The following is a 23070-nucleotide window of genomic DNA, read 5'->3' on the forward strand; positions in this document are numbered from 1 at the left end:
GGAAACATGATCGAGTCACTGCTGGTCGCCAATCGGGGCGAGATCGCCCGCCGGGTCATCCGGACCGCCAAGCGGCTCGGCATCCGCGCGATCGCGGTGTACTCGGAGGCGGACGCCGACCTGCCGTTCGTCACCGAGGCGGACGAGGCGATCCTCATCGGCCCGCCGAACCCGGCGCAGAGCTACCGCAACGTCGAGGCGATCCTCGCCGCCGCCAAGTCCACCGGCGCGCAGGCGATCCACCCCGGCTATGGCTTCCTGTCGGAGAACGCGGAGTTCGCTCGTACCGTCGAGGCCAGCGGGCTGATCTGGGTCGGACCTGGCGCGGACGCGATCAGCGCGATGGGCGACAAGATCAATGCTCGGAACCTGATGGCGGCGGCCGGTGTGCCGGTCGCGCCCGGCACGACCGACCCGGCCGCCGACCTGGACGCGGCCGTGACGGCCGCCGCCGAGATCGGCTACCCGGTGATGGTCAAGGCCGCCGCCGGTGGCGGCGGCATGGGCATGGGCGTGGCCGCCGACGAGGCCGCGCTGCGCACCGAGTACGACAAGGTGCGCGCCTTCGCCGAGCGGATGTTCGGGGACGGCTCGGTGTTGATCGAGCGGTACTTCCCCCGGGTACGGCACGTCGAGGTGCAGATCCTCGGCCTGGCGGACGGCCGGGTGGTGGCGCTCGGCGAGCGGGAGTGCTCGGTGCAGCGACGCAACCAGAAGCTCGTCGAGGAATCCCCGTCGCCGGCGGTCTCGCCGGAACTGCGGGCGCGCCTCCTGGCGGCGGCGGTACGCGCCGGCGAGGCGGTCGACTACCGCAACGCGGGGACCGTCGAGTGTCTGCTCGACCCCACCTCCGGTGAGTTCTTCTTCCTGGAGATGAACACGCGCCTTCAGGTGGAGCACCCGGTGACCGAGTACGTCTACGGGATCGACCTCGTCGAGGAGCAGTTGCGGGTGGCGTCCGGCCTGGCCCCGACCTTCGATCCGGACGCGCTCGCGCCGAGCGGGCACGCCATCGAGATGCGGATCAACGCCGAGGACCCGAAGCGCTTCCTGCCCGGCCCCGGTGTGATCAGGACCTGGGTGGAACCGACCGGCGAGGGGGTCCGGGTGGACTCCGGGTACACCGGGGGCAACACCGTCACCCCGTTCTACGACAGCCTGCTGGCCAAGCTGATCGTCACCGGCGACACCCGGAACGAGGTGCTCGAACGCGCGCAGGAAGCGGTCGCCGCCTTCCAGATCGAGGGCCCGAAGAACAACGTCCCGTTCTTCGCCGAGCTGCTGGGCAACGAGGAGTTCCGCTCCGGCGCCTACGACACCGGCATCGTCTCCCGGATGCGCTGACCCGGCCCGGCCGTCGTCGGATCGCAGGGCTGATGCCCCGGTCCGGTCCGGTGGGCCGACACTGGCACTCACGTCCTTTGCTCTGCTTACCTGGAGGCAACACGGGATGTCCGGATACCGGACGGTCGGGTGTTGCGTCCGTTGAAGCACTGCAAAGGACGCAGCACCGACCACCGCCCCATCCGCCGTCACAGCGAGGTGACCATGAGCCAACTGCCGGATTCCGTCTCCATTCGCGAGGTTGGGCCACGGGACGGGTTGCAGAACGAGGAGCCCGTCCCCGCCGACGCCAAGGTGCGGCTGCTCGACGCGCTCTCCGCGACCGGCGTACGCCGGATCGAGGCGGTGTCGTTCGTGCACCCCAGGGCCATTCCACAGATGGCCGACGCCGACGAGGTGTGGCGGCGGGCGGCGAAGGTCGACGGGGTGCGGTACTCGGCGTTGGTGCCGAACACCCGGGGCGCCCAGCGAGCCCTGGCTGCCGGCTTCACCGAGATCGAGGTGGTGGTGTCGGCCAGCGACACGCACAACCGCCGCAACGTCAACCGCTCGACCGACCAGTCGCTGGACGACATCGCCGAGCTGATCGATCTCCTGCACGGCGCGTCCGCGCGGGTCGAGGTGATCGTGGCGACCAGCTTCGGCTGCCCGTACGAGGGGGACGTCGACCCGCGTCGGGTGGCCGGCATCGTCGACCGGGTCGTCCGCGACGGCGCGGACCGGGTGGCCTTCGGCGACACGACCGGCATGGGCACGCCGCGTCGGGTCCGTGAGCTGCTGACCGCGGTCCGCGACCGCAACGCGCACGTGCCGGTGCTGCTGCACTTCCACAACACCCGGGGTACGGCGTTGGCCAACCTGCTGACCGCGCTGGAGCTGGGGGTGACCGAGTTCGACGCCAGCGTCGGCGGCCTGGGTGGCTGCCCGTACGCGCCGGGTGCCAGTGGCAACCTGGCCACCGAGGAGGCGGTGCACATGCTGCACGACATGGGCATCGACACCGGCATCGACCTGGAAGCCCTGATCGAGGTGGCCGAGTTGGCCGAGGGTCTGCTCGGCAGGACGCTGCCGTCCGGCGTGCTGCGGGCGGGTCCGCGTACGCGACTGACGCCGATGCCGAGCTGAGCACACGCGGAAGGGGCCGGCAGTTCGCCGGCCCCTTCGTGCTGCGTGGGTTCGGTCAGCCGACCGTGGTGAGCGCCGACGGCCAGCTGTCGCGGAAGATGTCCGCGCTGCGGTCGGTGCTGCGCTCGGTGGCGCTGAACGTGCCGGCGAACAGGTTGCTGACCCGGTTCGCCTCGGCGCTGCTCGGGTACGGGTTGGTGCAGCTGGTGCCGGCGCTGCCGCCGGACATCAGGATCGCGCAGTTGCCGTTGTAGTTGTCCGGCAGGCCGAGGATGTGCCCGATCTCGTGGGTCATGATCCGCAGCGGGCTGTACTGCGCGGCCTGCTGGGTGTCGATGTAGACCCGGCCGTTGCCGAGGCTGGTCCGTACGGCGTACGAGCCGCCGCCGGTGATCTGGTAGATCCGCAGGTTGGAGCCGCAGTTCGCGGAGAGCGTCAGGTTGACGGTGGCGTTGTTCCAGATCGAGGCGGCCTGGTTGGCGGTGCCCGCGTAGGCGCCTGCCTGGCTGGTGTTGTAGCAGATGGTCATCGCGGCGGACGCGGGCGCGGGGTTGGCGACCGTGACGCCGAGCGTGGCACCTGCCGTCGCGACCACCGCGACAGCGAGCCGACTGAGTCGTGAGGTCATCGCTGACTCCTATCCGAGAGGGGTGTCAGGAGCCTATCCACAGAGATTAATAGATTTCAATGTTTGCTTTGAAGGGGCGTCGGCGCGGCATGGGTCGCCGGAGGGTGCGCGGATGCGATAGCCTAACGATCGTTCAGGTCAGCACGGGCGAGGGAGTCGGCGTGACGCTCGACGGTGAGGCGCTGGAACAACTGCGCAAGCGGGCCCGGTCCGGCGGCGCGGACAAGTACCACGCGGCCAACGAGGCCAAGGGCAAGCTCTTCGCCCGCGAACGTGTCGCGCTCCTCGTCGACGAGGGTTCCTTCGTCGAGGACGGCCTCTACGCCAACGCGCTCGCCGACGGACTGCCCGCCGACGGCGTGGTGACCGGCACCGCCACGATCGACGGCCGACAGGTCTGCCTGATGGCCAACGACTCCACCGTGAAGGCCGGCAGTTGGGGCGCCCGCACCGTCGAGAAGATCATCCGGATCATCGAGCGGGCCTACGGAGCCGGCGTCCCGATGGTCTACCTGGTCGACTCGGCCGGCGCCCGGATCACCGACCAGGTCGACCTCTTCCCCGGCCGCCGTGGCGCCGGCAAGATCTTCTGGAACCAGGTCCGCGCCTCCGGCTCGATTCCGCAGGTCTGCGCGCTGTTCGGCCCGAGCGCCGCCGGAGGGGCGTACATCCCGGCGTTCTGCGACGTGGTCGCGCTGGTCGACGGCAACGCCAGCATGTATCTCGGCTCCGACCGGATGGTCGAGATGGTCACCGGGGAGAAGACCACCCTGGAGGCGATGGGCGGGGCCAAGGTGCACACCGCCGAATCCGGCGTCGGGCACTTCCTCTGCAAGACCGAGGCCGATGCGCTCGACGTGGTGAAGACCTACCTGTCGTACCTGCCGGCGAACTGGACCCAGCCGCCGCCGGCCGCGCCGGCGGTCGCCGCGCCCGCGAAGGCCGACCTGGCCGCGCTGGTGCCGGCGAGCGAGCGGCAGGCGTTCGACATGCGACGGTACGTCAAGGGCCTGCTCGACGAGGGTTCCTTCTTCGAGATCCAGGCACTGTGGGCCAAGGAGTTGACCATCGGCTTCGGCCGCCTCGACGGCCAGGTCGTCGGCGTGGTCGGCAACAACTCGATGTTCAAGGGCGGGGTGCTCTTCGTCGACTCGGCCGACAAGGCCACCCGGTTCGTGCAGCTCTGCGACGCGTTCAACGTGCCCCTGCTCTTCCTCAGCGACGTGCCCGGTTTCATGGTCGGCAGCGCCGTGGAGAAGCAGGGCATCATCCGGCACGGCGCCAAGATGATCACCGCGATCTCGGAGGCGACCGTTCCGAAGATCTGCGTCGTCGTGCGTAAGGCGTACGGCGCGGGCCTGTACGCGATGGCCGGCCCCGGCTTCGAGCCGGACGCGACGATCGCGCTGCCCACCGCCAAGATCGCAGTGATGGGTGCCGAGGCGGCCGTGAACGCCGTCTACGCCAACAAGATCGCGGCGATCGGGGACGCGGACGAGCGGGCCGCCTTCGTGGCCGCCAAACGGGCCGAGTACGAGCAGGACATCGACGTCGTACGGCTCGCCAGCGAGCTGGTGGTGGACGCCATCGTCGAGCCGCACGACCTGCGCGGCGAGCTGGTCCGCCGGTTCGCGGCGGCCCGCACCAAGGACCGCACCTTCTCCCGTCGACGACACGGCGTCACCCCGGTCTGACCCGCACCGCCACCCGTCCCGACGTCACGAGCGTCGAGGGCACCGTCCCACCAGGAGGATGAGATGGACTTCCGGCTCACCGACGAACAAGCGGCGCTGCGGGAGAGCGTGCGGGACTTCGCCCGCGAGGTGGTCGCCCCGGTGATCGCCGAGCACTACGAGCGGCACACCTTCCCGTACGAGGTGATCCGGCAGATGGGCAAGATGGGCCTGTTCGGCCTGCCGTTCGCCGAGGAGCACGGCGGGATGGGCGGCGACTACTTCGCGCTGTGCCTGGCCCTGGAGGAGTTGGCCCGGGTCGACTCCAGCGTGGCCATCACGTTGGAGGCGGCCGTCTCGCTCGGCGCGATGCCGATCTACCGCTTCGGCACCGAGGAGCAGAAGGCCACCTGGCTGCCCCGGCTGCTCAGCGGGGAGGCGCTGGCCGGCTTCGGGCTCACCGAGCCGGGCACCGGTTCCGACGCCGGCGGCACCCAGACGCGGGCCGTGCTGGACGGCGACGAGTGGGTGATCAACGGCGCGAAGGCGTTCATCACCAACTCGGGCACCGACATCACGGCCATGGTGACCGTAACGGCGGTGACCGGCACCAACCCGGACGGCTCCAAGGAGCTGTCGACGATCATCGTGCCGACCGGCACGCCCGGATTCACGGTGGCGCCCGGTTATTCCAAGGTCGGGTGGACCGCCTCGGACACCCACGAGCTGAATTTCGACGACTGCCGAGTGCCGGCGGCCAACCTGCTCGGCGAGCGGGGCCGGGGCTTCGCGCAGTTCCTGCGGATCCTCGACGAGGGCCGGATCGCCATCGCCGCGCTGGCTGTCGGCCTCGCCCAGGGCTGCGTCGACGAGTCCATCAGGTACGCCAAGGAGCGGCACGCCTTCGGCCGGCCGATCGGCGACAACCAGGCCATTCAGTTCAAGATCGCGGACATGGAGCTGAAGGCGCACACCGCCCGCCTGGCCTACTACGACGCCGCCGCCCGGATGCTGGCCGGCGAGCCGTTCAAGCGGCAGGCCGCCATCGCGAAGCTGCACGCGAGCACGATCGCGGTGGACAACGCCCGGGAGGCCACCCAGATCCACGGCGGCTACGGATTCATGAACGAGTATCCGGTCGCCCGGTTCTGGCGCGATTCCAAGATCCTGGAGATCGGCGAGGGCACCAGCGAGGTGCAACGCATGATCATCGCCCGCGATCTGGGTCTCTGACCCCACCGGAGGGCACCGGCGACCGAGCCTCGTCGATCAAGTGGCCGGCTGTCGGATTATCGGCGGGCGGACGTCGGCAGGACGACGTTCGACTGCCGATGGTCGGAGGCGAACCGTACTCTTCGTGCCCATGACTCCGGATCATGGGCGGTCGCGGAGCCCGGCCGGTCGTACCGGGCTGCCGGAGCTGCTCCGTGCGCATCGGCGCGCCGCCGGTCTGACCCAGGCGGAACTGGCCTCCCGCGCGCGGGTCGGTGTGCGGACGGTGCGGGACCTGGAGCGTGGTCGTTCGGTCCGGCCGCAGCGCACCACCGTCGATCTGCTGGCCACGGCGCTGGGGTTGACCGGTGCCGTCCGGGCGGCATTCCTGGCCACGGCCCGCGGCCCCGTCGGCCCGGAGCCGCCGTTGGACATCGGTTCGGGCCCGGTCGGCGTCGGGTCGGCGCAAGCCACCGATGCGCCGGTCGCCCTCCCGCCCCCGGTCGCCCTGATCGGACGCGATCGCGACGTCACGGAGTTGGCCGCGATGCTGACCGCGGAACACGGACCACGGCTGGTCAGCCTCGTCGGCCTGGCCGGCGTCGGCAAGACCGCGCTCGCGCTCGCCGTAGCCCATGCGGCGGCACCGGCGCATCCGGGCGGTGTGGCCGGCGTGCTGGTCGGCGAGGGCTCGGACGGCCCCGACGTCCTCGCGGCCTCGATGACCGTCCTTGGCGCCGCCCGGCTACCGGAACTGGTCGCCCGCCTCGCCGGCCGGCGGGCGTTGCTGGTCATGGACGCCGTCGAGCGCGCCCCCGGCCCGGTGGCCGAGACACTGCACCGGTTGGGCACCGTACTGCCGTCACTGCGGGTGCTGGTCACCGGCCGGCACCCGGTCGGGCTGCCCGGCGAACGGGTCTGGCCGGTCGCCCCGCTCGAGGTGCCGCCGCCGGACGGCGAGCACACCGGTCCGGCCACCCTAGTCTCGTGGCCCGCGGTCGCGCTGTTCATCGCACGGCTCGCCCAGGTCCGTCGGGAACCGCCCGGACCCGACGAGCTACCGGCACTGGCCGCCCTGGTCCGCCGGCTGGGTGGTCTGCCACTGGCCATCGAGCTGATGGCCGCCCGGGGCCGGCTGCTCGACCTCACCGAACTGCTCGACCGGTACGGGGACCGCGTGCTCGACCTGACCACCTCGGCCGAGGAGGCCCGTGCCCGGTGGGACGGGTCGGAGTCGGCCACCCGCCGTCCGTACGCCACCGATGCCAGCCGGCCGGCGGTGGCGGTGACCCTGCGGGACGCGGTGGCGACCAGCTACCGCCTGCTCGCGCCGCACGAGCGCGACGCGCTGCGGCGGCTCGCCATGTTCGGCAACCGGTGGTCGGTGGAGATGGCCGAGGAGATGCTCGCCGACGAGGCCGACCGGGACGGGACCGTCGCCGTCGATCCGGTCCCGCTGTTGGACCGCCTGGTCGAGCTGGGCCTGCTGAGCGTTCGCGGCACCGGGCCGTTCCGGTTCCGCCTGCTGGACGCCGTCCGTGACTTCGCCGTGGAGCAGGCGGTCGGCGGCGGTGAGCTGACCTGTGTACGACGTCGGCACGCGGAGGTGACCGCCCGCCTCGTGGCGCGGACCGCCGCCGACCTGGCCGGCCCACGGATGCTCGACGCGGTGCACCGGCTCGACCAGGTGAGCAGCGACATCAGCTCCGCGCTCGCCCACGCGGCCACCGACGACCCGCTGATCGCGCTCCGGCTCGCCGCCTGCCTCCCCCGCTGGTGGCGCTTCCGGGGCCGGGACGTCGCCGGGCGGCAGTGGCTGCGACGTCTGCTGGCCGACCCGCGAACCGCCGACGCGGACCCGATCCTGCGCGGCTGGGCCAGCCTCGGGGTGGCGCGGCTCGCGGCCGAACACGGCGCCGAGGCAGAGGAGTTGCCAACGGCACGCGCCGCGTTGGAGATTTTCCGACAGTCCGGTGACGTGACCGGCGAGTTGGAGGCGCGCGGCGTGCTCGGCGCTCTGCTGACCAGCGTCGGCGGGCACGACGAGGCGCGGGAACAGGCCGAGGCGGTGCTCCGGCTCGCCGCCCGCAACGGTCGTACGCGTGATCTGGCGGTGGCGCAGAACAGCCTCGCCTGGCACGAGATCCGCGTCGGCGACCTGGCGGCGGCACGACGGCGGCTGGCCGCCGTGGACCGGCTCGCGGCCGAGGGGGGTGAGCAGCGGTTGCGCGTGCTGGCCTGGGCCAACCGGGCCGAGGTGTCCCGCCTTGAGGGCCGGTACGCCGACGCCGTCGACCAGGGGCGGCGGGCGGTGGCGGCGCTGTTCGAGCTGGGCGACCCGGGGCATCGCCGTCGGGTGCTCGGCACGGTCGGTCTGGCGCTCGCTCAGGACGGCCGTGCCGCCGAGGCGACCGAGGTGCTCGCGGAACTGCGCGCGGGCGGCGCCGAGGCGACCGTCGCCGTGCCGGGTCGGGAGTGGATGGGGCAGCTCGGACTGCCGCGACCACGCTCGGACGACGCGGTGTTGTCGTGGAGCGGACCGGAGGCGGGGATCTGCGCGCTGATCGAGGGGAACCTGGCGCTGCACCGGGGTGATCGGGAGTTGGCGGCCGAGTGGTTCACGGCCGCCGTCGAGGCCGGCCACGATCGCCGGGACGTCGTGGAGGCGCTGGTGGGCCTCGCCGCGAGCACTGCGGACCCGACGGTCCTCGATCGTCTCGACCGGGCCTGCGAGGAGACCGGGATCCGATTGCTGCCGCAGGAGTCCGGGCTGCTCTACGCGTTGATCGCCGCGCGGGGTGGAGTCACCGAACGGTGAGCGGGGACTCGGCGGACCGCCGGATGGAGAGTGGCGCGGGCGAAGAGCCCCCTTGGTGCTACCCCTCGCTGTTCGCCCGCGCCGTCACCCCCCGGTGATTCCCCGGTGGGCGAAAGCCTGCCACCGTTGCCGGGGAAGAAGAGGGTTTTCAAGAGGTTTGTCCGGTTTGTAGGGTCAGTTCTGCCGGTCTTTCTGCCGGTACCGCCCGGACGCCCATCCCGAGGGTCAGATCGGGTCACAGTCGTCGGCAATGTCCTCGGTGCTGCCAGCGGTCGCTCCAGGATGGACCGCGTCCCGCACCCGCCGCAGGCCGTCGAGCAGTGCCGCCAGGGCCTCGGGTTCGAGTTGGCCGGTGAACCACTGCTCGATGATCCGCAGGTGCCCGGGCAGCGTCTCGTCGAGCCGCTGCATCCCGGACGCGGTGACGACCGCGAACGAGCTGCGGCGGTCGCTCGGGCATGCTCGACGGGTGAGCAGGCCGTCGCGCTCCATCCGGTCGACCACCCGGGTCACACCGCTGGTGGACAGTGAGGTCTGTGCGGCGAGGTCGGTCATCCGCAGCTGGTTGCCGGGCGAGCGGGCCAGTCGGGTGATCACCTCGAACTCGACCTGGGAGAGGCCGTGCTCCTCGAGTTGGGCGGCGAACCGGGCCGAGAGCCCGGCGTGGGCCTCGTACAGAAGGCCAACCGCGGTGATCCGGGGGTCGTCGAACACGTTGGTCACTCGTTAACCCTACCAGTCCTTGACACGGGGAATGTTGTTGCGGTTATATTTGCGTAGGCAGTCGTTGGACTATTAAACAATCTACTGGAGGACAGCAGCCATGACCAGCAGCATCGACGCGGTTACCCGCGACTGGGACGGTCTCACCATCCCGGCGGCCGGCACCTACGTGCTGGACGCGGCGCACAAGCGGGTCGGCTTCGTCGCCCGGCACATGATGGTGAGCAAGGTCCGCGGTGAGTTCAACGAGGCGACCGCCACCATCACCGTCGCCGAGGACCCGCTGCAGTCCTCGGTCGTCGCGACCATCCAGGCCGCCAGCATCGACACCACCCAGGACGACCGGGACGCGCACCTGCGCAGCCCCGAGTTCCTCGACGCGGAGCAGTACCCGACCCTGGAGTTCCGCAGCACCGGCGTCAAGTCCCGCAGCGGCAACGAGTTCGTGCTCGACGGTGAGCTGACCGTCAAGGGTGTCACCCGCCCGGTCGAGCTGGAGGTCGAGTTCGAGGGCGTGGGTCGCAGCCCGTTCGGCCAGGACATCTTCGGCTTCTCCGCGAGCACCGAGATCGACCGCGAGGAGTTCGGCCTGACCTGGAACGTCGCCCTGGAGACCGGCGGCGTGCTGGTCGGCAAGAAGATCAAGATCGAGATCGAGGGCGAGGCCGTCCGCCAGGCCTGATCCCCCGGATCACCCGTACACCGGGCCCGCGTCGCACGTCGGCGCGGGCCCGGTGTCGTCCCTGCCGCGCGTGTGAATTGTCACGACTTGTTCTTACCCCCGTGGTGTCCGGCGTGCCGGCGACGGGGTAGAGATGTCGCCACGAGCGAATGCCTCGGCCGCCGTCGGCTCACCGTCGTCGGCCTTCTGACCCGGGCCAGGCGAGCGCTCTTACCGTTGATGGTTCACAATGCGCTTCCGGGACGGCAGAATCCCGACCGCGCCGGTTGTCGGGAGGACACATGGGCAGGGACGTCTCGCAGGGCGCCTTCACCCCGGAGGACCGCGTCCGCTACCGGCAGAAGGTCCGGCGGTCCCTCGACGTCTTCGCCCTCATGCTTGACGACTTCGGGTTCGACGCCGACCGGCCGATGACCGGTCTCGAGATCGAGTTGAACCTGGTCGACTCGGCGGCCGAGCCGGCGATGCGCAACGAGGAGATCCTCGCCGAGATCGCCGATCCGCTCTTCCAGACCGAGCTGGGGCAGTTCAACCTGGAGTTGAACGCCGAGCCCCGGCTGATCGAGGGCGCCGGTTTCGCCGACTACGAGCACGACCTGCGCAGCAGCCTCTCCCGGGCCGACGAGCGGGCCGCCAGATCCGACGCGAAGATCCTCCTGGTCGGCATCCTGCCCACTCTCACCGAGGGGCACCTGGTCGAGGACAACCTCTCCACCAACGAGCGCTACCGGGTCCTCAACGACCAGATCGTCGGCGCCCGGGGCGAGGCCATCGAACTCGACATCCGTGGTGTCGAGCAGTTGCGGACGCACACCGACTCGATCGCGCCCGAGGCGGCCTGCACGAGTCTCCAGTTCCACCTCCAGGTCGCGCCGGACAGCTTCGCCGACTACTGGAACGCGTCCCAGGCCATCGCTGGAGTGCAGGTGGCGGTCGGGGCGAACTCGCCCTTCCTGTACGGCCGCCAACTCTGGGCCGAGACCCGGATCGCCCTGTTCAAGCAGGCCACCGACACCCGCCCGGAGGAACTCAAGGCCCAGGGCGTACGTCCCCGGGTCTGGTTCGGCGAACGGTGGATCACCTCGATCTTCGATCTGTTCGAGGAGAACGTCCGGTACTTCCCGCCGCTGTTGCCGATCTGCGAGGACGAGGACCCGGTCGAGGTGCTGCACGCCGGTGGGGTGCCCCAACTGAGCGAGCTGCGGCTGCACAACGGCACGGTCTACCGCTGGAACCGCCCGGTCTACGACATCATGAACGGCCGCCCGCACCTGCGGGTGGAGAACCGGGTGCTGCCCGCTGGCCCGACCGTGGTGGACATGTTGGCCAACGCGGCCTTCTACTTCGGATTGGTGCGTGGTCTGGTCGAGGCCGACCGACCGATCTGGAGCCAGCTCACCTTCTCCTCGGCCGAGGAGAACTTCCACGCGGCAGCCCGCCGTGGTCTGGACGCCGTGCTGCACTGGCCCCGGGCCGGTGACGTGCCGGTCACCAAGCTCGTCCTGGACCAGTTGCTGCCCGTCGCCGCAACCGGGCTGGACGGCTTCGGCGTCGCGCCGGCGCAGCGGGACCGGCTGCTCGGCATCATCGAGCAGCGCTGCCGTACCGGCCGCAACGGCTCCGTCTGGCAGACCGAGGCGGTCTGGGCCGCGGAGCGCCACCACGGCATGGACCGCCCGGCAGCCCTGCACCACATGGTCAAGCGCTACGCGGAACTCCAACGCACCAACGAACCAGTCCACACCTGGCCGGTCGACTAACCCCCACCCACCCACCCACCCACCCACCCCCGGCCCTCTCCCCGACCCTCGCACCCTGTCGATCATGAAGTTGTTGCCAGCCGGCCCGGCGTGTCGCGGCAATAACCTCATGATCGACGCACCGTGGTGGCGTGGGCGCGCGGAGAGAGCCGGGGGTGGGCGGTTGGGGGGTCAGGTGGTGGGGCGGCGGGGTGGGCGCGCTCGGTGGGAGGTCGGGGCTTCGGTTGACGACTCGGCGTCCGGGTCGGGGCGTTGGGTCGGGACGCGGGGTGTGGCGGTGGGCGGTTCGGCCGGATGGGTGTCCGAAGTTGTCGGTGCTGCGGCGGTCCTGCCGCGTCGGGTTGCCGAGCCGGTCGCGGCGTCGGTCACCGAGCGGGCGCGACGTCCGGGTCGCGCGCCGTCCGCCACGCCCTCGCGGGGAGGAGTCGCCCCTGCGGTCGGGTCGAGCCCGGTGGAATCCGTCGTAGAGGCCGACGTCGAGCCGGGTGAGCCGGCCGGAGAGGTCGGCACCGGGTCGGGTGAGCCTGCCGCAGGGGTCGACACCGCGTCGGACCGGTCGGCCGTTGTCAGCCCGGGGTGGGCCGTCGGATCTGCCGAGGCGGCATCCGGACCGGCGGCCGGGGCGGTCGGTCGGCGGTCGGCGGCACGTTGGTGGCGGGCATTCTCGGCGAGTCGGGCGACAAGTATCGAGCCGCCGACACCGGCGATCACCGCGTACGGGGCGATGAGCTGGGTCGAGAACTGTGCCGGGCCGGGGGCCGCCCACCTCGGCACGGTGGTCAGGTAGGCGAGCGCGACGAGCAGCGGGCCGGCCGCGCCGGAGGCTGCCGCGCCCACCCGGCGCCCGCCCGGACGCACCGCGCCGCGGGCGGCGAGAGCGCCGATCAGAAGCGCGGGTACGAGCGCCAGCAGCGCGCCGGGCCAGTAGATCTGGCCTCCGATCCAGTACCGCCCATGGTCCGGGTCGAGCTGCCAGGTGCCGAGTTGGGCGCCGGTCAGCCCGCGTCCGACGCGTACCCCGTCGACGACCGAGACCACGGCGAGCAGCCACAGCCAGGCGGCCGTCGCGGTGACGTTCACCGCGACCGTGCGGGAGCGCAGCGCCCAGAGTGCGACGACGACGCCGATCAGGATTCCCAGCGCCGCGTGCAGAGCCGCGACCCGCTGCGGCGCGCCGGTGTCGGCGCCCGCGGCGACCCGGGCCGGTACGGCGACCAGCAGCACGGTGACCAGTCCACCGAGCCCTGCGCCGAGCGCCAGGGACAGCCGGCGGAGCAGACCGGGGTGCTCGACGGGCACCGGTTCCGCCCGATCGACGACCGGCCGATCCTGCGCCACGTCGGTGCCCTCGGTCGGTCGGCCCGGCGTGAGCGTCGCGGACTGCGGCAGGTCAGCCTCGTCCGTCGGTGGGGTGCCGGTCGTCGACGTGGCTACGGCACGCTGGTGCAGTCGCTGCGCGCAGACAGCTCCCAGCACCGTGGAGCTGGCGGCGAGCCAGGTGGCCCAGGCGAGGCCGTCGGCCCAGGCCGTGCCGTTGGCCCCGACCTCGGTGGGCGTCCAGGTGATGACGCCGAGCCCGTAGCCGAAGCCCAGTTGCGCGGCGCCCGCGCCGGCAGCGACCCCGACCGCCGTCGCGATCGATACTCCCCAGCCCCGTCTGGCCATGCCGGGCAGCGTAACGTCCCGTCGTCGGTGCGGCGAGTCGCAGCGACCCGCCGGTACGGACCGTCGGCACAACGTGGTGGGCGGCGAACGGTACGGTCGCCGGTGATGAGGCGGTGGACGGTATGACGGACGCGAACACGGGTCGGCAGGATTCCTCCGGCGGCCGGGACGGCGGCGGCGGGAGCCGGGCCGGTGTGGTGCTCGGTGGCGGACTGGTCGCGGTGCTCCTCGCCGTGGTCGGCGGGACCGGCGGATGGCTGCTGGCCGGCGACGACGACGAGTCTCCGGCGACTCCGCAGGCGGTCGCCACCACGGCGGGTGCGCCCACCGGGGAGGCCACCTCGTCTCGGCCGACCACCGGCCGGACCACCCCGTCCGCGCCCCGGACGACCGCCTCCGCGACGAAGGGGACCGGGCTGACCGTACCCCCGGTGGTCGGCGCCGACTTCCTAGAGGCGCGCGAGTTGCTGCGCAAACAGCGGCTGGGTTGGCGGCTGGTCTTCGGCACCGGCATCGGACGCACGGTGGAGAGCTCGTCCCCGCCCGTGGGCACGTCGGTGACCCGGGGCACCACGGTCCAGCTCCAGATCGCCGGGCCGCCGCCGGCCGCCGAGGTGCCGGACGTGGTCGGCGACGACTGCGCCAAGGCGGCGGACGAGCTGGTCGAGGAGGGGCTCTACCCGCGTTACCAGAGTGGGCGCAGCGGGAAGGTCACTCAGCAGAACCCGGCCGAGGACGGCCCGGCCCGCTGGAACGACGAGGTCAGCATCTGGTGCGGAGCGGCGGCCCCACCGAGTCAGCCGATCACGAAGCCCACCACCTGACCCGACCCGGCTCGGCCCGTCGAGCGGCCCCGACCCGCCGACGGCACGCCGCGTCACCGATACCGGCCGATGTCGACCTGGCCGGTTAGGTTGACGTCGAGGGCCAGGGCGCCCGCCCGGTTCGGGAAAGGACGTGCGATGAGCGACGACCGCCAGGAGCCGCCCGCCGGGACACCCGACGACGACCGCACGCGCCCGCTGCCGTCCGCCGACCGCCCACAGCCGCCGCAACCGACCGCGTCGCCCGACGAGACGATGCCCATCGACCGGGCCGCGGCGGGCGGTGGCACCGCGCCGGACGAGACGATGCCGATCGACCGGGCCGCGTCTGCGTCTCCGGCTGACCGGACGGCGAGGATGCCGGCGGAGCGCTCGACGCCACCGTCGTGGTCGGGGCGGGCCGAGGTACGGGCACCGCGACCGGCCGAGCCGTCAGCGGACTGGTACGTGGAGGAGCAGGGTGGCCGTCGGTGGTGGCTGCCGATCCTCTGGGGCGTACTCGCGTTGTTGTTCGCCGCCCTGCTCGGTGCGGCGCTGTGGGTGGTGTTGAACGCGCGGGAGGACGACCCCGACGACCCGGCCACCCCGTCCGTCCCGCCGACCAGCGTCACCGCCGCGCCGAGCAGCAGCGCCCCGACGTCGGCGGCGCCCACCAGTGCGACGCCGAGCAGCCCGGCGCCCACCACCGAGGAGGCACAGATACCGGTGCCGCCGCTGACGGGCCTTCCGCAGTCGACCGCCGAGGGACTACTGGACCGACTGGGCCTGAGCTACCGGGTGGTGTACCGCCCGTCCGAGCTGCCACCGGGCACGGTGGTGCGGACCGAGCCGGAGGCCGGCACCCTGGTGCCGACCGACCGGGAGGTGCTGGTGGTGATCTCCCAGGCCCGCCCGTCGCCGGCCGACAGCTCGACCAGCCCGAGCCCGACGGCGACGGCCACGCCGTGACCGGTGCTCACCACATGCGGCGGCGGGTGCCGACGAGGCCGAGACCGGCGAGCGAGATGGTGAGGCCGAAGATCCCGGACCAGAAGAGCGATCGGCGTACGTCGGTGCCGTGGTGGCCGCCCGACGTCGTCTCGGTGGGTCCCTGGTGGCCGTCGGCCTGACCACCAGCGCCGGATCCGGTGGCCGGTTCGGTCGCGTCGGCCGCACCGGGGTTCCCGTCGGTGGTGTCGGCACCGATCCAGCCGTACTCGTCCACGGGTGGGTCGGAGCCGGCCACGGTGATCTCCGGCGCCGGTACCGGAACGGCAAGCCGGGTGGACGACGACGCCGGATCATGGACCAGGACCACGACGATGGTCAGGGCCCCGAGGAGGGCGAGCAGTCCGAGAGCGTAGGTGATACTCCAGCGGTGGTGCCGCCGCACGGCGGGCTGATTGACCATGACCATCCCAGGCTCAGGGTCCTGGACGTGCGGGTGGAACGGTGCCGGGGTGGGCGTACCGATTCTATGGCGACGGCACGCCTACCCGCGGCGGATCGCGCTGGTCAGCCGACCCTGACCGGCGTACGGGTAACCGGTCGCCGGGTCCGTACGGTGTGCGGGCGGGGCACCGGCGCGGCCTGCACCTGTTGCAGCCCTTCCCGCTGTACGAAGATCGACCGGCGGTTCACGGCGTCGCCGGCCGCGTTGAGCTCGTAGCCGTCGAGCCAGAGCCAACCGTCGTAGGTCGGCCAGTCGAGCACCCGGATCACCCGGAACATGATCGGCCTGAGGAACTGGACACTCGCCGCGCGAGTCACGTGCAGAACGTCACCGGAGCGGGGAAGCACATGGGCTCCTGGGGGAGTAAGCCGGCGGCGTGCCGGCGGTGACTGGTCTGGGATGTCTGGGCCCGGTTGCGGGATCGCGCCTCGTGGACCGTGTGGTGCTGGTGGTGGTCGGGCCGTACCCGCTGGTGGCGTGCCGCCACCCGACCATCACCTGACTGCTGCCGGGAACCGCGCCCACCGCCGCAGTCAACTGGCTTGCAGCGGTGGGGTCATTACCCCGGCGCAGGTCCGGGTGTCGCTGGCCGGGCCCGCGTTCCGTCCGGCTGCCCGGGGTCGGTGGGTGCACCACTCCCGGAGAGCGGACCGAAACGCTGAGTGATCCGAGCCATACGGACAGAGTGCATCAGCGACGTGCTTCCTGCAAGTTGCACGTCGACTTTTGCCGATACGTGAGTTCGCCACGCAAAGCGGCGCTTGAAGCGATCCGCGTGTGGGCGGCACACTGAGGGCCGGTTTCGCCCGTCGCGGCCGGCCGATGACCGGCACCACCCCTCGTCGCGAACGCTCGCCGGCCGACGGTCGCGCCCCCGGCAAGCGGCAACCAGTGGGCGCGTCGACCGGAGGTAGCCCGAGAGTGGGGTCGAGCAACCAGTGGCGAGGGCCAGAACAGCCGAGGCCGCGCGATGAGTGAACGGCGCAGCCCGACGATCCGACGGCGACGGCTCGGCGCCGAGCTGCGCCGGCAGCGGGAGTCGGCGGGGATCACCATCGAGGTGGTGGCCGAGCAGTTGGAGTGCTCGGCGTCCAAGGTCTCCCGGATCGAGACGGGGCACACCACGGCCACCCCGCGCGACGTGCGCGACATGCTACGGATCTACGGCGTGGTGGGCGCCGAGAGCGACGAACTCGTGCAGATCGCCCGGGAGGCCCGCCAGAAGGGCTGGTGGCACCCGTACAGCACGGTGCTGGTCGGTGCGTACGTCGGCCTGGAGGCGGCAGCCAGCTCCATCCGGGCGTACGAACAGCAGGTCGTCCCGGGCCTGTTGGAGACCGAGGAGTACGCCGGGGCGATGATCCGCGCCGCCCGTCCGGACTTCACCGCCGATCAGGTACATCAAAGGGTGCGTGTCCGTCTGGGCCGTCAGTCGTTGTTGACCCAGGACGATCCGGTCGATCTGTGGGTGGTGCTCGATGAGGCGGTGGTAAGTCGGCCGGTGGGCGGGGACGAGGTGATGCGCGGCCAACTCAGGCGGTTGGTCGAGGTGGCCGAGTTGCCGAACGTGACGCTCCAGATCCTCCCCTTCGAGGTGGGTGCGCACGCCGGCATGGACGGTACCTTCACGATCCTCAGCTTCCCTGAGCCCGGTGATCCGGATGTTGTGTACGCGGAGAACGCCACGGGTGGGCTCTTCCTCGAGAAGAGCGACGAACTGCAGAAGTACAGCTTCATCTTCGATCACATCCGCGCTGCGGCCATTCGTCCGGAGGAGTCCGTCGCACACATCGCAAAACTGGCAGAGGAGCCGAAATGGCGACCAAGAGGTTCCCCGTGGACCTGACGCAGGCGACGTGGTTCAAGAGCTCGAAGAGCGGGCCCAACTGCGACAACTGCGTGGAAGTGGCGTACGTGACCGGCGCGGTCGGGGTCCGGGATTCGAAGGACAAGGCCGGCCCGGCCCTGGTCTTCGCTCCCGGCGACTGGCGTGCCTTCGTTGCCGGAGCCAGGGGTGGTGTGTTGGGCTCGGCCTGACCGAGTGGTCGATGAACGTCCCCGTCCGGTCCTCGACCGGGCGGGGACGTTCCGTGTCCGTCCTCCCGGTACCCGGGCGCTGCCAGGTTCCGCCGGGAATCCCGTCGCCACAACGGGCCCGCGTCGTTGAACCCGTCGGTACGGCCTGGTAGACGACCCGCCGCACCGACCAGCAACCGAGCGAGACAGGCGAGACGGATGACGACGATCGGTTCAGAGAACCTCACCAACGGTCCGGCCAAGCCGGAGCGCTTCGGTGGCAAGTACCGCGGGGCGCGTCGGGACACCGTACTGACCGAGGTGGTCTCGACCGACCAGGATTTGGACGGGCGGGAGGGGTCGGATCCGGACCCGTTGGACCCGCCGCTCTCGCTGCCGTCACTGGACCCCAACCCGCTGGTCGAGCCGTCGTTCCCGCCGGACGGCTGGCCCATCGAGCCCACCAGTTCGCTGGCCGACCATCCGCTGCTGCGTGGCCTGCTGCTGGAGTTGCCGCCGAAGGGCAGCGTGCCGCCGCCCGGCTGGTTGGACCGCTGGTTCGAGGCGACCCGGGCGATCCTGGAACTCCTATACGTGCAGGGGGCCGGCCGCTCGCGCTGACCGCGTGACGGAGGTGGGCTGCGCCCGCTCGACGAGCCGGCTGTGCCGCAGCGCGTGCCGAACTCCGATGGTCGCCACCGCCAGCGCGCCGACGGTGATCGCCGGGCCGGTGATCCCGGGCTCGGCGCCGAGGTCCGTGCCGGCCGCCGCGATCACCGCCGGAACGGTCGCCAGGGCGGTTACCTGCAACGGAACGCCGACGAGAGGGTGGGCCGCAGCGGCCCGCAGCCCGTGCGGAGCGGGTGTGCCGGGGGCGCTCTCGAACGCGCCGGCCCCGGCCCGCAGCCGGCGGATCCGGCGTACCGAGCAGACGGCCACCACGAGCGCCGGGCCGGTGGCGAGGGCGAGTCCGGCGGCCGCACGGTCGATCGGCGCGGTGCCGGCGCTCGTCAGGCCGCCGACGGACACCGCCGCGATCAGCGCGACGCCGGCCAGCGCGAGCGCCAGCAACCATCCGGTACGCCGACGAAGCGCACGCGCGTCGCGTAGCCGGGGCAGTCGGTCGGCCAGGACCCCGGCGGCCAGCCAGACGGCGGCGACCGGCAACAGGATGGTGAGCTGACTCTCCATGTCGGAGAGTCTTTCCCGTTCTTCGATCCGGCGAATCCGGGCCGGACCCCCGTTGGCCCCGGAAGCCGGGCCCGTAGGGGGCATCCCATCCAGGTGATGGCCCTTTCGGCATGTTTATCTGCCGGACCGGCGGACCTACGCTCAGCCAAATCGGCAATGGTCGATCAATAGCACCGGTGGTCGCGCTTCGACGCCGGTCGGAGGGAGGTAGGGAGATGAATCTTCCACGGAGGTCCGCACTGGTCGGGGTGGCCACCGCGACCGTGCTGGCCGTCGGTGCCCCGGCTCTGGCCGCCGAGCCGGTGGGCGTCGTACGGGAGGCCGGCGGAGCCACCGCCGTGCCGGACAGCTACATCGTCGTCCTCAAGGACAGCACCGTGGCACCCAACCGGGTCGGCGACACCGCCCAGAGGCTGACCGGCCGCCACGGCGGAAAGGTCGCCCGCACCTACGGCACCGCGCTGCGGGGTTTCGAGGTCACCGTCAGCGCGGCGGCAGCGGCACGGATCGCCGCCGACCCGGCCGTCGCGTACGTCGAGCAGAACCACACCGTGTCCATCTCCGGAACGCAGGCCAACCCGCCGTCCTGGGGCCTCGACCGCATCGACCAGCGAAACCTGCCGCTGGACAGCTCCTACACGTACCCGAACACGGCGAGCAACGTGCACGCGTACATCATCGACACCGGCATCCGCTTCTCGCACAACGACTTCGGCGGCCGGGCCACCTCCGGCTACGACGCCGTCGACGGCGGGTCGGCGGACGACTGCAACGGGCACGGCACGCACGTCGCCGGCACCGTCGGCGGCTCGACGTACGGGGTCGCGAAGGGCGTCCAGCTCGTCGGCGTACGCGTGCTGAACTGCTCCGGCAGCGGCACCAACGCCGGTGTGATCGCCGGTGTCGACTGGGTCACCGCGAACGCGATCAAGCCCGCGGTGGCGAACATGAGCCTCGGCGGCGGCGCGAACACCTCACTGGACAACGCCGTCCGCAACTCGATCGCCTCCGGTGTGACGTACGGCCTCGCGGCCGGCAACGACAGCGGCGCGAACGCGTGCAACACCTCGCCGGCGCGTACCACGGAGGCCATCACGGTGGGCTCGACGACCAGCTCGGACGCCCGCTCGTCGTTCTCCAACATCGGCACCTGCCTGGACATCTTCGCGCCCGGCTCGTCGATCACCTCGGCCTGGTACACCAGCAACACCGCGACCAACACGATCAGCGGCACCTCGATGGCCACGCCACACGTGGTCGGCGCGGCGGCTCTGGTGGCCAGCGCCAACCCGAGCTGGACCCCGGCTCAGGTACGCAACCAGTTGGTGTCCAACGCCACCCCGAACGTGATCAGCAATGCCGGCTCGGGCTCACCGAACCTGCTGCTCTACGTCGGCAGCGGCGGCACCACCCCGCCGCCCACCGGCTGCACCGGCACCAACGGCACCGACGTCTCGATCCCGGACGCCGGCGCGGCGGTGACCAGCTCGATCAGCATCTCCGGCTGTGGCCGCAACGCCTCCTCGGCCGCCACCGTCGCGGTGAACATCGTGCACACCTACCGCGGTGACCTGGTGATCGACCTGCTCGCCCCGGACGGCAGCTCGTACCGGCTGAAGAACAGCAGCACCTCGGACAGCGCCGACAACGTGAACGCCACGTACTCGGTGAACCTGTCCGGCGAGGCGGCGGATGGCACCTGGCGGCTCCAGGTGCGCGACACCTACTCGGCGGACACCGGTTACATCAACAGCTGGACCCTGACCGTCTGACCTGTTCCCCAGGGACGAGGCCCCATCCGGACGATCCCGGTGGGGCCTCGTGTCGTACCTGATCGGCAATCAGACCGCGAAGGTGGCCGGCCGCTCGGTCGCCGGGGCCGGCGGGCGGGCCTTCCACAGGCCGGTCTTCTGGCCGGCGAGCCGGGCCAGATACGCGGGGTTGAGGATCACGTAGCGACGCCACAGCCGCTTCGGCTCCAGCCCGAGCCGCCAGAACCACTCCAGGCCGGCGCGCTGCATCCACGGCGGCGGCTGGCGCAGCAGCCCGGCGTGGTAGTCGAACGCGGCGCCGACCGCCATCATCGGCATGTCCAGCAGCGGGCGCATGGCGTACGTGAAGACCTCCTGGCGCGGGCAGCCGAGCCCGACCAGGACGAGCCGGGCGCCGCTGGACCGGATCCGGTCGGCGATCTCGGCGTCCTCGCCCGGCTGGACCGTGCGGAACTTCGACGGCTCCACCCCGGCGATCTTCAGGGCCGGGAACATCCGCTCCAACGCCGGGATCAGCTTCGCCAGCGTCTCCTCGGTCGAGCCGTACAGGTAGACGGGCAGCCCCTCGTCGGCGAACCGGGAGAGCACGTGCAGGGTCAGCGTCGGCCCGTAGACCCGGTCGGTGAGCCCGGCGCCGTGCAGCAGGTTGAGCGCCCAGCGCACCGGCTGCCCGTCCGGGGTGACCACGTCGAAGGAGTTCAACCGGGCGTTGTGCGCCGGATCGAGCACCCCGGTCATCACGCCGTGCACGGCCAGCGCCGTCAGCGCGAGAGGCCGTCGCTCGTGCGCCGCGGTCACCACCGCGTCGGTCGCCGAGGCGTAGTCGGTGGCGTCCACGAGGACGCCGAGCACGTTGCGCTTGGTCTGGCGGGTCACGGCTGCGGCACCCACTTGTCCACGTTCGCCTCGTAGATCTCCCGCAGGATCATCGGCACGTCGTACGTGATCTTCCAGTCCGGGTACTGCGCCTCGAACCGTCCCATGCTGCTCACGTACCACTGGTGGTCGCCGGTGCGGTTCTGCTCGACGTAGTTGATCCGCGCCTCGCGGCCGGTGATCTCCTGGGCGATCGCGAACGCCTCGATGTGCGAGGTGTTGGAGTGCCGGCCGCCACCGAGGTTGTAGACCTCGGCCGAGCGGGGCGACCGGAAGAACGCCTCGAACGCGGTCAGCACGTCGTGCGAGTGGATCGCGTCCCGGACCATCTTGCCCTTGTAGCCGAACAGGTTGTACGTCCGACCCTCCATGACGCAGCGCATCAGGTACGCCAGGAACCCGTGCAGCTCGGCGGCCGAGTGGGCCGGACCGGTGAGGGTGCCACCCCGGAAACAGGCGGTCTTCATGTCGAAGTAGCGGCCGTACTCCTGCACCATCACGTCCGCGGCCACCTTCGAGGCGCCGAAGACCGAGTGCAGCGAGTGGTCGATCGACATCTCCTCGGTGATGCCCTCGTACCAGCGGTGGTCCTCGGGCAGCTCGTACCGGGTCTCCAGCTCGATCAGCGGCAGGCTGTTGGGCCGGTCGCCGTAGACCTTGTTGGTCGAGCAGTGGATGAACGCCGCGTCGATCGCGTACTGGCGGGTGTTCTCCAGCATGTTGAGCGTGCCGCCGGCGTTCACGTCGAAGTCCGTGTACGGCTCCTTGGCCGCCCAGTCGTGGCTGGGCTGCGCGGCGCTGTGGATCACCACGGCGATGTCCGAGCCGTACTTCTTGAACACCTGCTCCAGGCCGTCCCGGTCCCGGATGTCCACGGCGTGGTGGGTGTACGAGTTACCGAGGTCGCGGCCGAGCCGCTCCAGGCTCCACGAGGTGGAGCCGTCCTCTCCGAAGAAGTACCGGCGCATGTCGTTGTCGATGCCGACGACGTCCAGACCGAGGCCGGCGAAGTGCCGGACCGCCTCGGAGCCGATCAGACCGCCCGACCCGGTCACCAACGCGACAGTCACACGCCACTCCTGGTCCATCGGAGGCAGAAACCATCGGAGCATAGCGTGATGCCCGGCACGCCCCGATATGACGGAAGGGCCCCGCATCAAGCGGAGCCCTCGCCTTTTGGTGGGGATGGGGGGAGTTGAACCCCCACGCCCTTTCGGGCACACGGACCTGAACCGTGCGCGTCTGCCATTCCGCCACATCCCCGTGGCACGACCCGGGACACTGTAGCCGCCCCGAACCCGCTGTCTCCAACAGGCCTCGGGAATACTA

21 protein-coding genes and 1 tRNA gene are annotated in these 23070 nt (G+C 71.3%); 13 read left to right on the plus strand and 9 right to left on the minus strand.

Features of this window, described 5'->3' with window-relative positions; genetic code table 11:
* Positions 1-6 precede the first annotated feature (6 nt).
* The gene (locus ACN269_RS19985) at positions 7-1344 is read left to right on the plus strand and encodes an acetyl-CoA carboxylase biotin carboxylase subunit (RefSeq protein ID WP_421473847.1); all 1338 of its coding nucleotides are present in this window, start codon (positions 7-9) and stop codon (positions 1342-1344) included.
* A 204-nt stretch (positions 1345-1548) separates the two neighbouring features.
* The gene (locus ACN269_RS19990; protein WP_421473848.1) at positions 1549-2469 is read left to right on the plus strand and encodes a hydroxymethylglutaryl-CoA lyase; all 921 of its coding nucleotides are present in this window, start codon (positions 1549-1551) and stop codon (positions 2467-2469) included.
* 55 nt (positions 2470-2524) lie between these two features.
* On the opposite strand, the gene ACN269_RS19995 is transcribed toward ACN269_RS19990, so the two are convergent.
* A complete protein-coding gene (locus ACN269_RS19995) occupies positions 2525-3097 on the minus strand; it encodes a snapalysin family zinc-dependent metalloprotease (protein ID WP_421473849.1) in 573 nt (190 codons plus the stop codon).
* Positions 3098-3258: 161 nt separating this feature from the next.
* Between ACN269_RS19995 and ACN269_RS20000 the strand changes: the two genes are divergently transcribed.
* The 3 genes from ACN269_RS20000 to ACN269_RS20010 all read left to right on the plus strand — a co-directional run bounded on the left by ACN269_RS20000 (position 3259) and on the right by ACN269_RS20010 (position 8800).
* Positions 3259-4791 (plus strand): acyl-CoA carboxylase subunit beta, encoded by a 1533-nt coding sequence (locus tag ACN269_RS20000; RefSeq protein WP_421473850.1) that lies wholly within the window; start codon positions 3259-3261, stop codon positions 4789-4791.
* A 63-nt stretch (positions 4792-4854) separates the two neighbouring features.
* Positions 4855-6003 (plus strand): acyl-CoA dehydrogenase family protein, encoded by a 1149-nt coding sequence (locus tag ACN269_RS20005; RefSeq protein ID WP_421473851.1) that lies wholly within the window; start codon positions 4855-4857, stop codon positions 6001-6003.
* A 130-nt stretch (positions 6004-6133) separates the two neighbouring features.
* On the plus strand, positions 6134-8800 hold the full coding sequence (locus ACN269_RS20010) for an ATP-binding protein (RefSeq protein ID WP_421473852.1): 2667 nt from the start codon (positions 6134-6136) through the stop codon (positions 8798-8800).
* A 225-nt stretch (positions 8801-9025) separates the two neighbouring features.
* Here ACN269_RS20010 and ACN269_RS20015 read toward each other — a convergent pair whose 3' ends face one another.
* Complete coding sequence (locus tag ACN269_RS20015; RefSeq protein ID WP_421473853.1) at positions 9026-9523, minus strand: MarR family winged helix-turn-helix transcriptional regulator; 498 nt, start codon at positions 9521-9523, stop codon at positions 9026-9028.
* Positions 9524-9623: 100 nt separating this feature from the next.
* Between ACN269_RS20015 and ACN269_RS20020 the strand changes: the two genes are divergently transcribed.
* On the plus strand, positions 9624-10205 hold the full coding sequence (locus ACN269_RS20020; protein WP_421473854.1) for a YceI family protein: 582 nt from the start codon (positions 9624-9626) through the stop codon (positions 10203-10205).
* A gap of 281 nt (positions 10206-10486) precedes the next feature.
* Positions 10487-11965, plus strand: coding sequence for a glutamate--cysteine ligase (locus tag ACN269_RS20025; RefSeq protein WP_421473855.1), 1479 nt, complete (start codon positions 10487-10489; stop codon positions 11963-11965).
* Positions 11966-12136: 171 nt separating this feature from the next.
* On the opposite strand, the gene ACN269_RS20030 is transcribed toward ACN269_RS20025, so the two are convergent.
* Positions 12137-13630 (minus strand): hypothetical protein, encoded by a 1494-nt coding sequence (locus ACN269_RS20030; RefSeq protein WP_421473856.1) that lies wholly within the window; start codon positions 13628-13630, stop codon positions 12137-12139.
* 122 nt (positions 13631-13752) lie between these two features.
* Here ACN269_RS20030 and ACN269_RS20035 point away from each other — a divergent pair, with 122 nt between their 5' ends.
* Positions 13753-14454 (plus strand): PASTA domain-containing protein, encoded by a 702-nt coding sequence (locus ACN269_RS20035; RefSeq protein WP_421473857.1) that lies wholly within the window; start codon positions 13753-13755, stop codon positions 14452-14454.
* A 138-nt stretch (positions 14455-14592) separates the two neighbouring features.
* Positions 14593-15402, plus strand: coding sequence for a PASTA domain-containing protein (locus tag ACN269_RS20040; protein ID WP_421473858.1), 810 nt, complete (start codon positions 14593-14595; stop codon positions 15400-15402).
* 7 nt (positions 15403-15409) lie between these two features.
* On the opposite strand, the gene ACN269_RS20045 is transcribed toward ACN269_RS20040, so the two are convergent.
* Both ACN269_RS20045 and ACN269_RS20050 read right to left on the minus strand, forming a co-directional pair.
* Complete coding sequence (locus ACN269_RS20045) at positions 15410-15850, minus strand: hypothetical protein (RefSeq protein ID WP_421473859.1); 441 nt, start codon at positions 15848-15850, stop codon at positions 15410-15412.
* A 98-nt stretch (positions 15851-15948) separates the two neighbouring features.
* Complete coding sequence (locus ACN269_RS20050) at positions 15949-16233, minus strand: hypothetical protein (RefSeq protein ID WP_355048524.1); 285 nt, start codon at positions 16231-16233, stop codon at positions 15949-15951.
* A gap of 623 nt (positions 16234-16856) precedes the next feature.
* Here ACN269_RS20050 and ACN269_RS20055 point away from each other — a divergent pair.
* From ACN269_RS20055 to ACN269_RS20065, 3 genes are all read left to right on the plus strand, one after another.
* Positions 16857-17732 (plus strand): helix-turn-helix domain-containing protein, encoded by an 876-nt coding sequence (locus tag ACN269_RS20055; protein ID WP_234584497.1) that lies wholly within the window; start codon positions 16857-16859, stop codon positions 17730-17732.
* Entirely contained in the window at positions 17702-17923 is a 222-nt protein-coding gene (locus ACN269_RS20060; protein ID WP_355048523.1) for a DUF397 domain-containing protein, read from the plus strand. Before ACN269_RS20055 ends, ACN269_RS20060 begins: the two co-directional genes overlap by 31 nt.
* A gap of 198 nt (positions 17924-18121) precedes the next feature.
* Positions 18122-18523, plus strand: a complete 402-nt coding sequence (locus tag ACN269_RS20065) for a hypothetical protein (protein ID WP_421473860.1) — start codon at positions 18122-18124, stop codon at positions 18521-18523.
* Here the strand turns inward: ACN269_RS20065 and ACN269_RS20070 are convergent.
* Entirely contained in the window at positions 18491-19093 is a 603-nt protein-coding gene (locus tag ACN269_RS20070; RefSeq protein WP_421473861.1) for a hypothetical protein, read from the minus strand. The two genes, ACN269_RS20065 and ACN269_RS20070, sit on opposite strands and share 33 nt — an antisense overlap.
* Before the next feature lie 215 nt (positions 19094-19308).
* Here ACN269_RS20070 and ACN269_RS20075 point away from each other — a divergent pair, with 215 nt between their 5' ends.
* A complete protein-coding gene (locus ACN269_RS20075) occupies positions 19309-20865 on the plus strand; it encodes a S8 family peptidase (RefSeq protein ID WP_421473862.1) in 1557 nt (518 codons plus the stop codon).
* A gap of 69 nt (positions 20866-20934) precedes the next feature.
* Here the strand turns inward: ACN269_RS20075 and ACN269_RS20080 are convergent, their stop codons facing one another.
* The 3 genes from ACN269_RS20080 to ACN269_RS20090 all read right to left on the minus strand — a co-directional run bounded on the left by ACN269_RS20080 (position 20935) and on the right by ACN269_RS20090 (position 23004).
* Entirely contained in the window at positions 20935-21741 is an 807-nt protein-coding gene (locus tag ACN269_RS20080; protein WP_421473863.1) for a WecB/TagA/CpsF family glycosyltransferase, read from the minus strand.
* Entirely contained in the window at positions 21738-22853 is a 1116-nt protein-coding gene (locus ACN269_RS20085) for an NAD-dependent epimerase/dehydratase family protein (RefSeq protein ID WP_421473864.1), read from the minus strand. Before ACN269_RS20085 ends, ACN269_RS20080 begins: the two co-directional genes overlap by 4 nt.
* Before the next feature lie 65 nt (positions 22854-22918).
* Positions 22919-23004: transfer RNA gene (locus tag ACN269_RS20090), tRNA-Leu, on the minus strand.
* Positions 23005-23070 lie beyond the last annotated feature (66 nt).

Source organism: Micromonospora sp. WMMD736 (genome assembly GCF_049179015.1).
In the GTDB taxonomy this organism is placed as follows: Bacteria; Actinomycetota; Actinomycetes; order Mycobacteriales; family Micromonosporaceae; genus Micromonospora.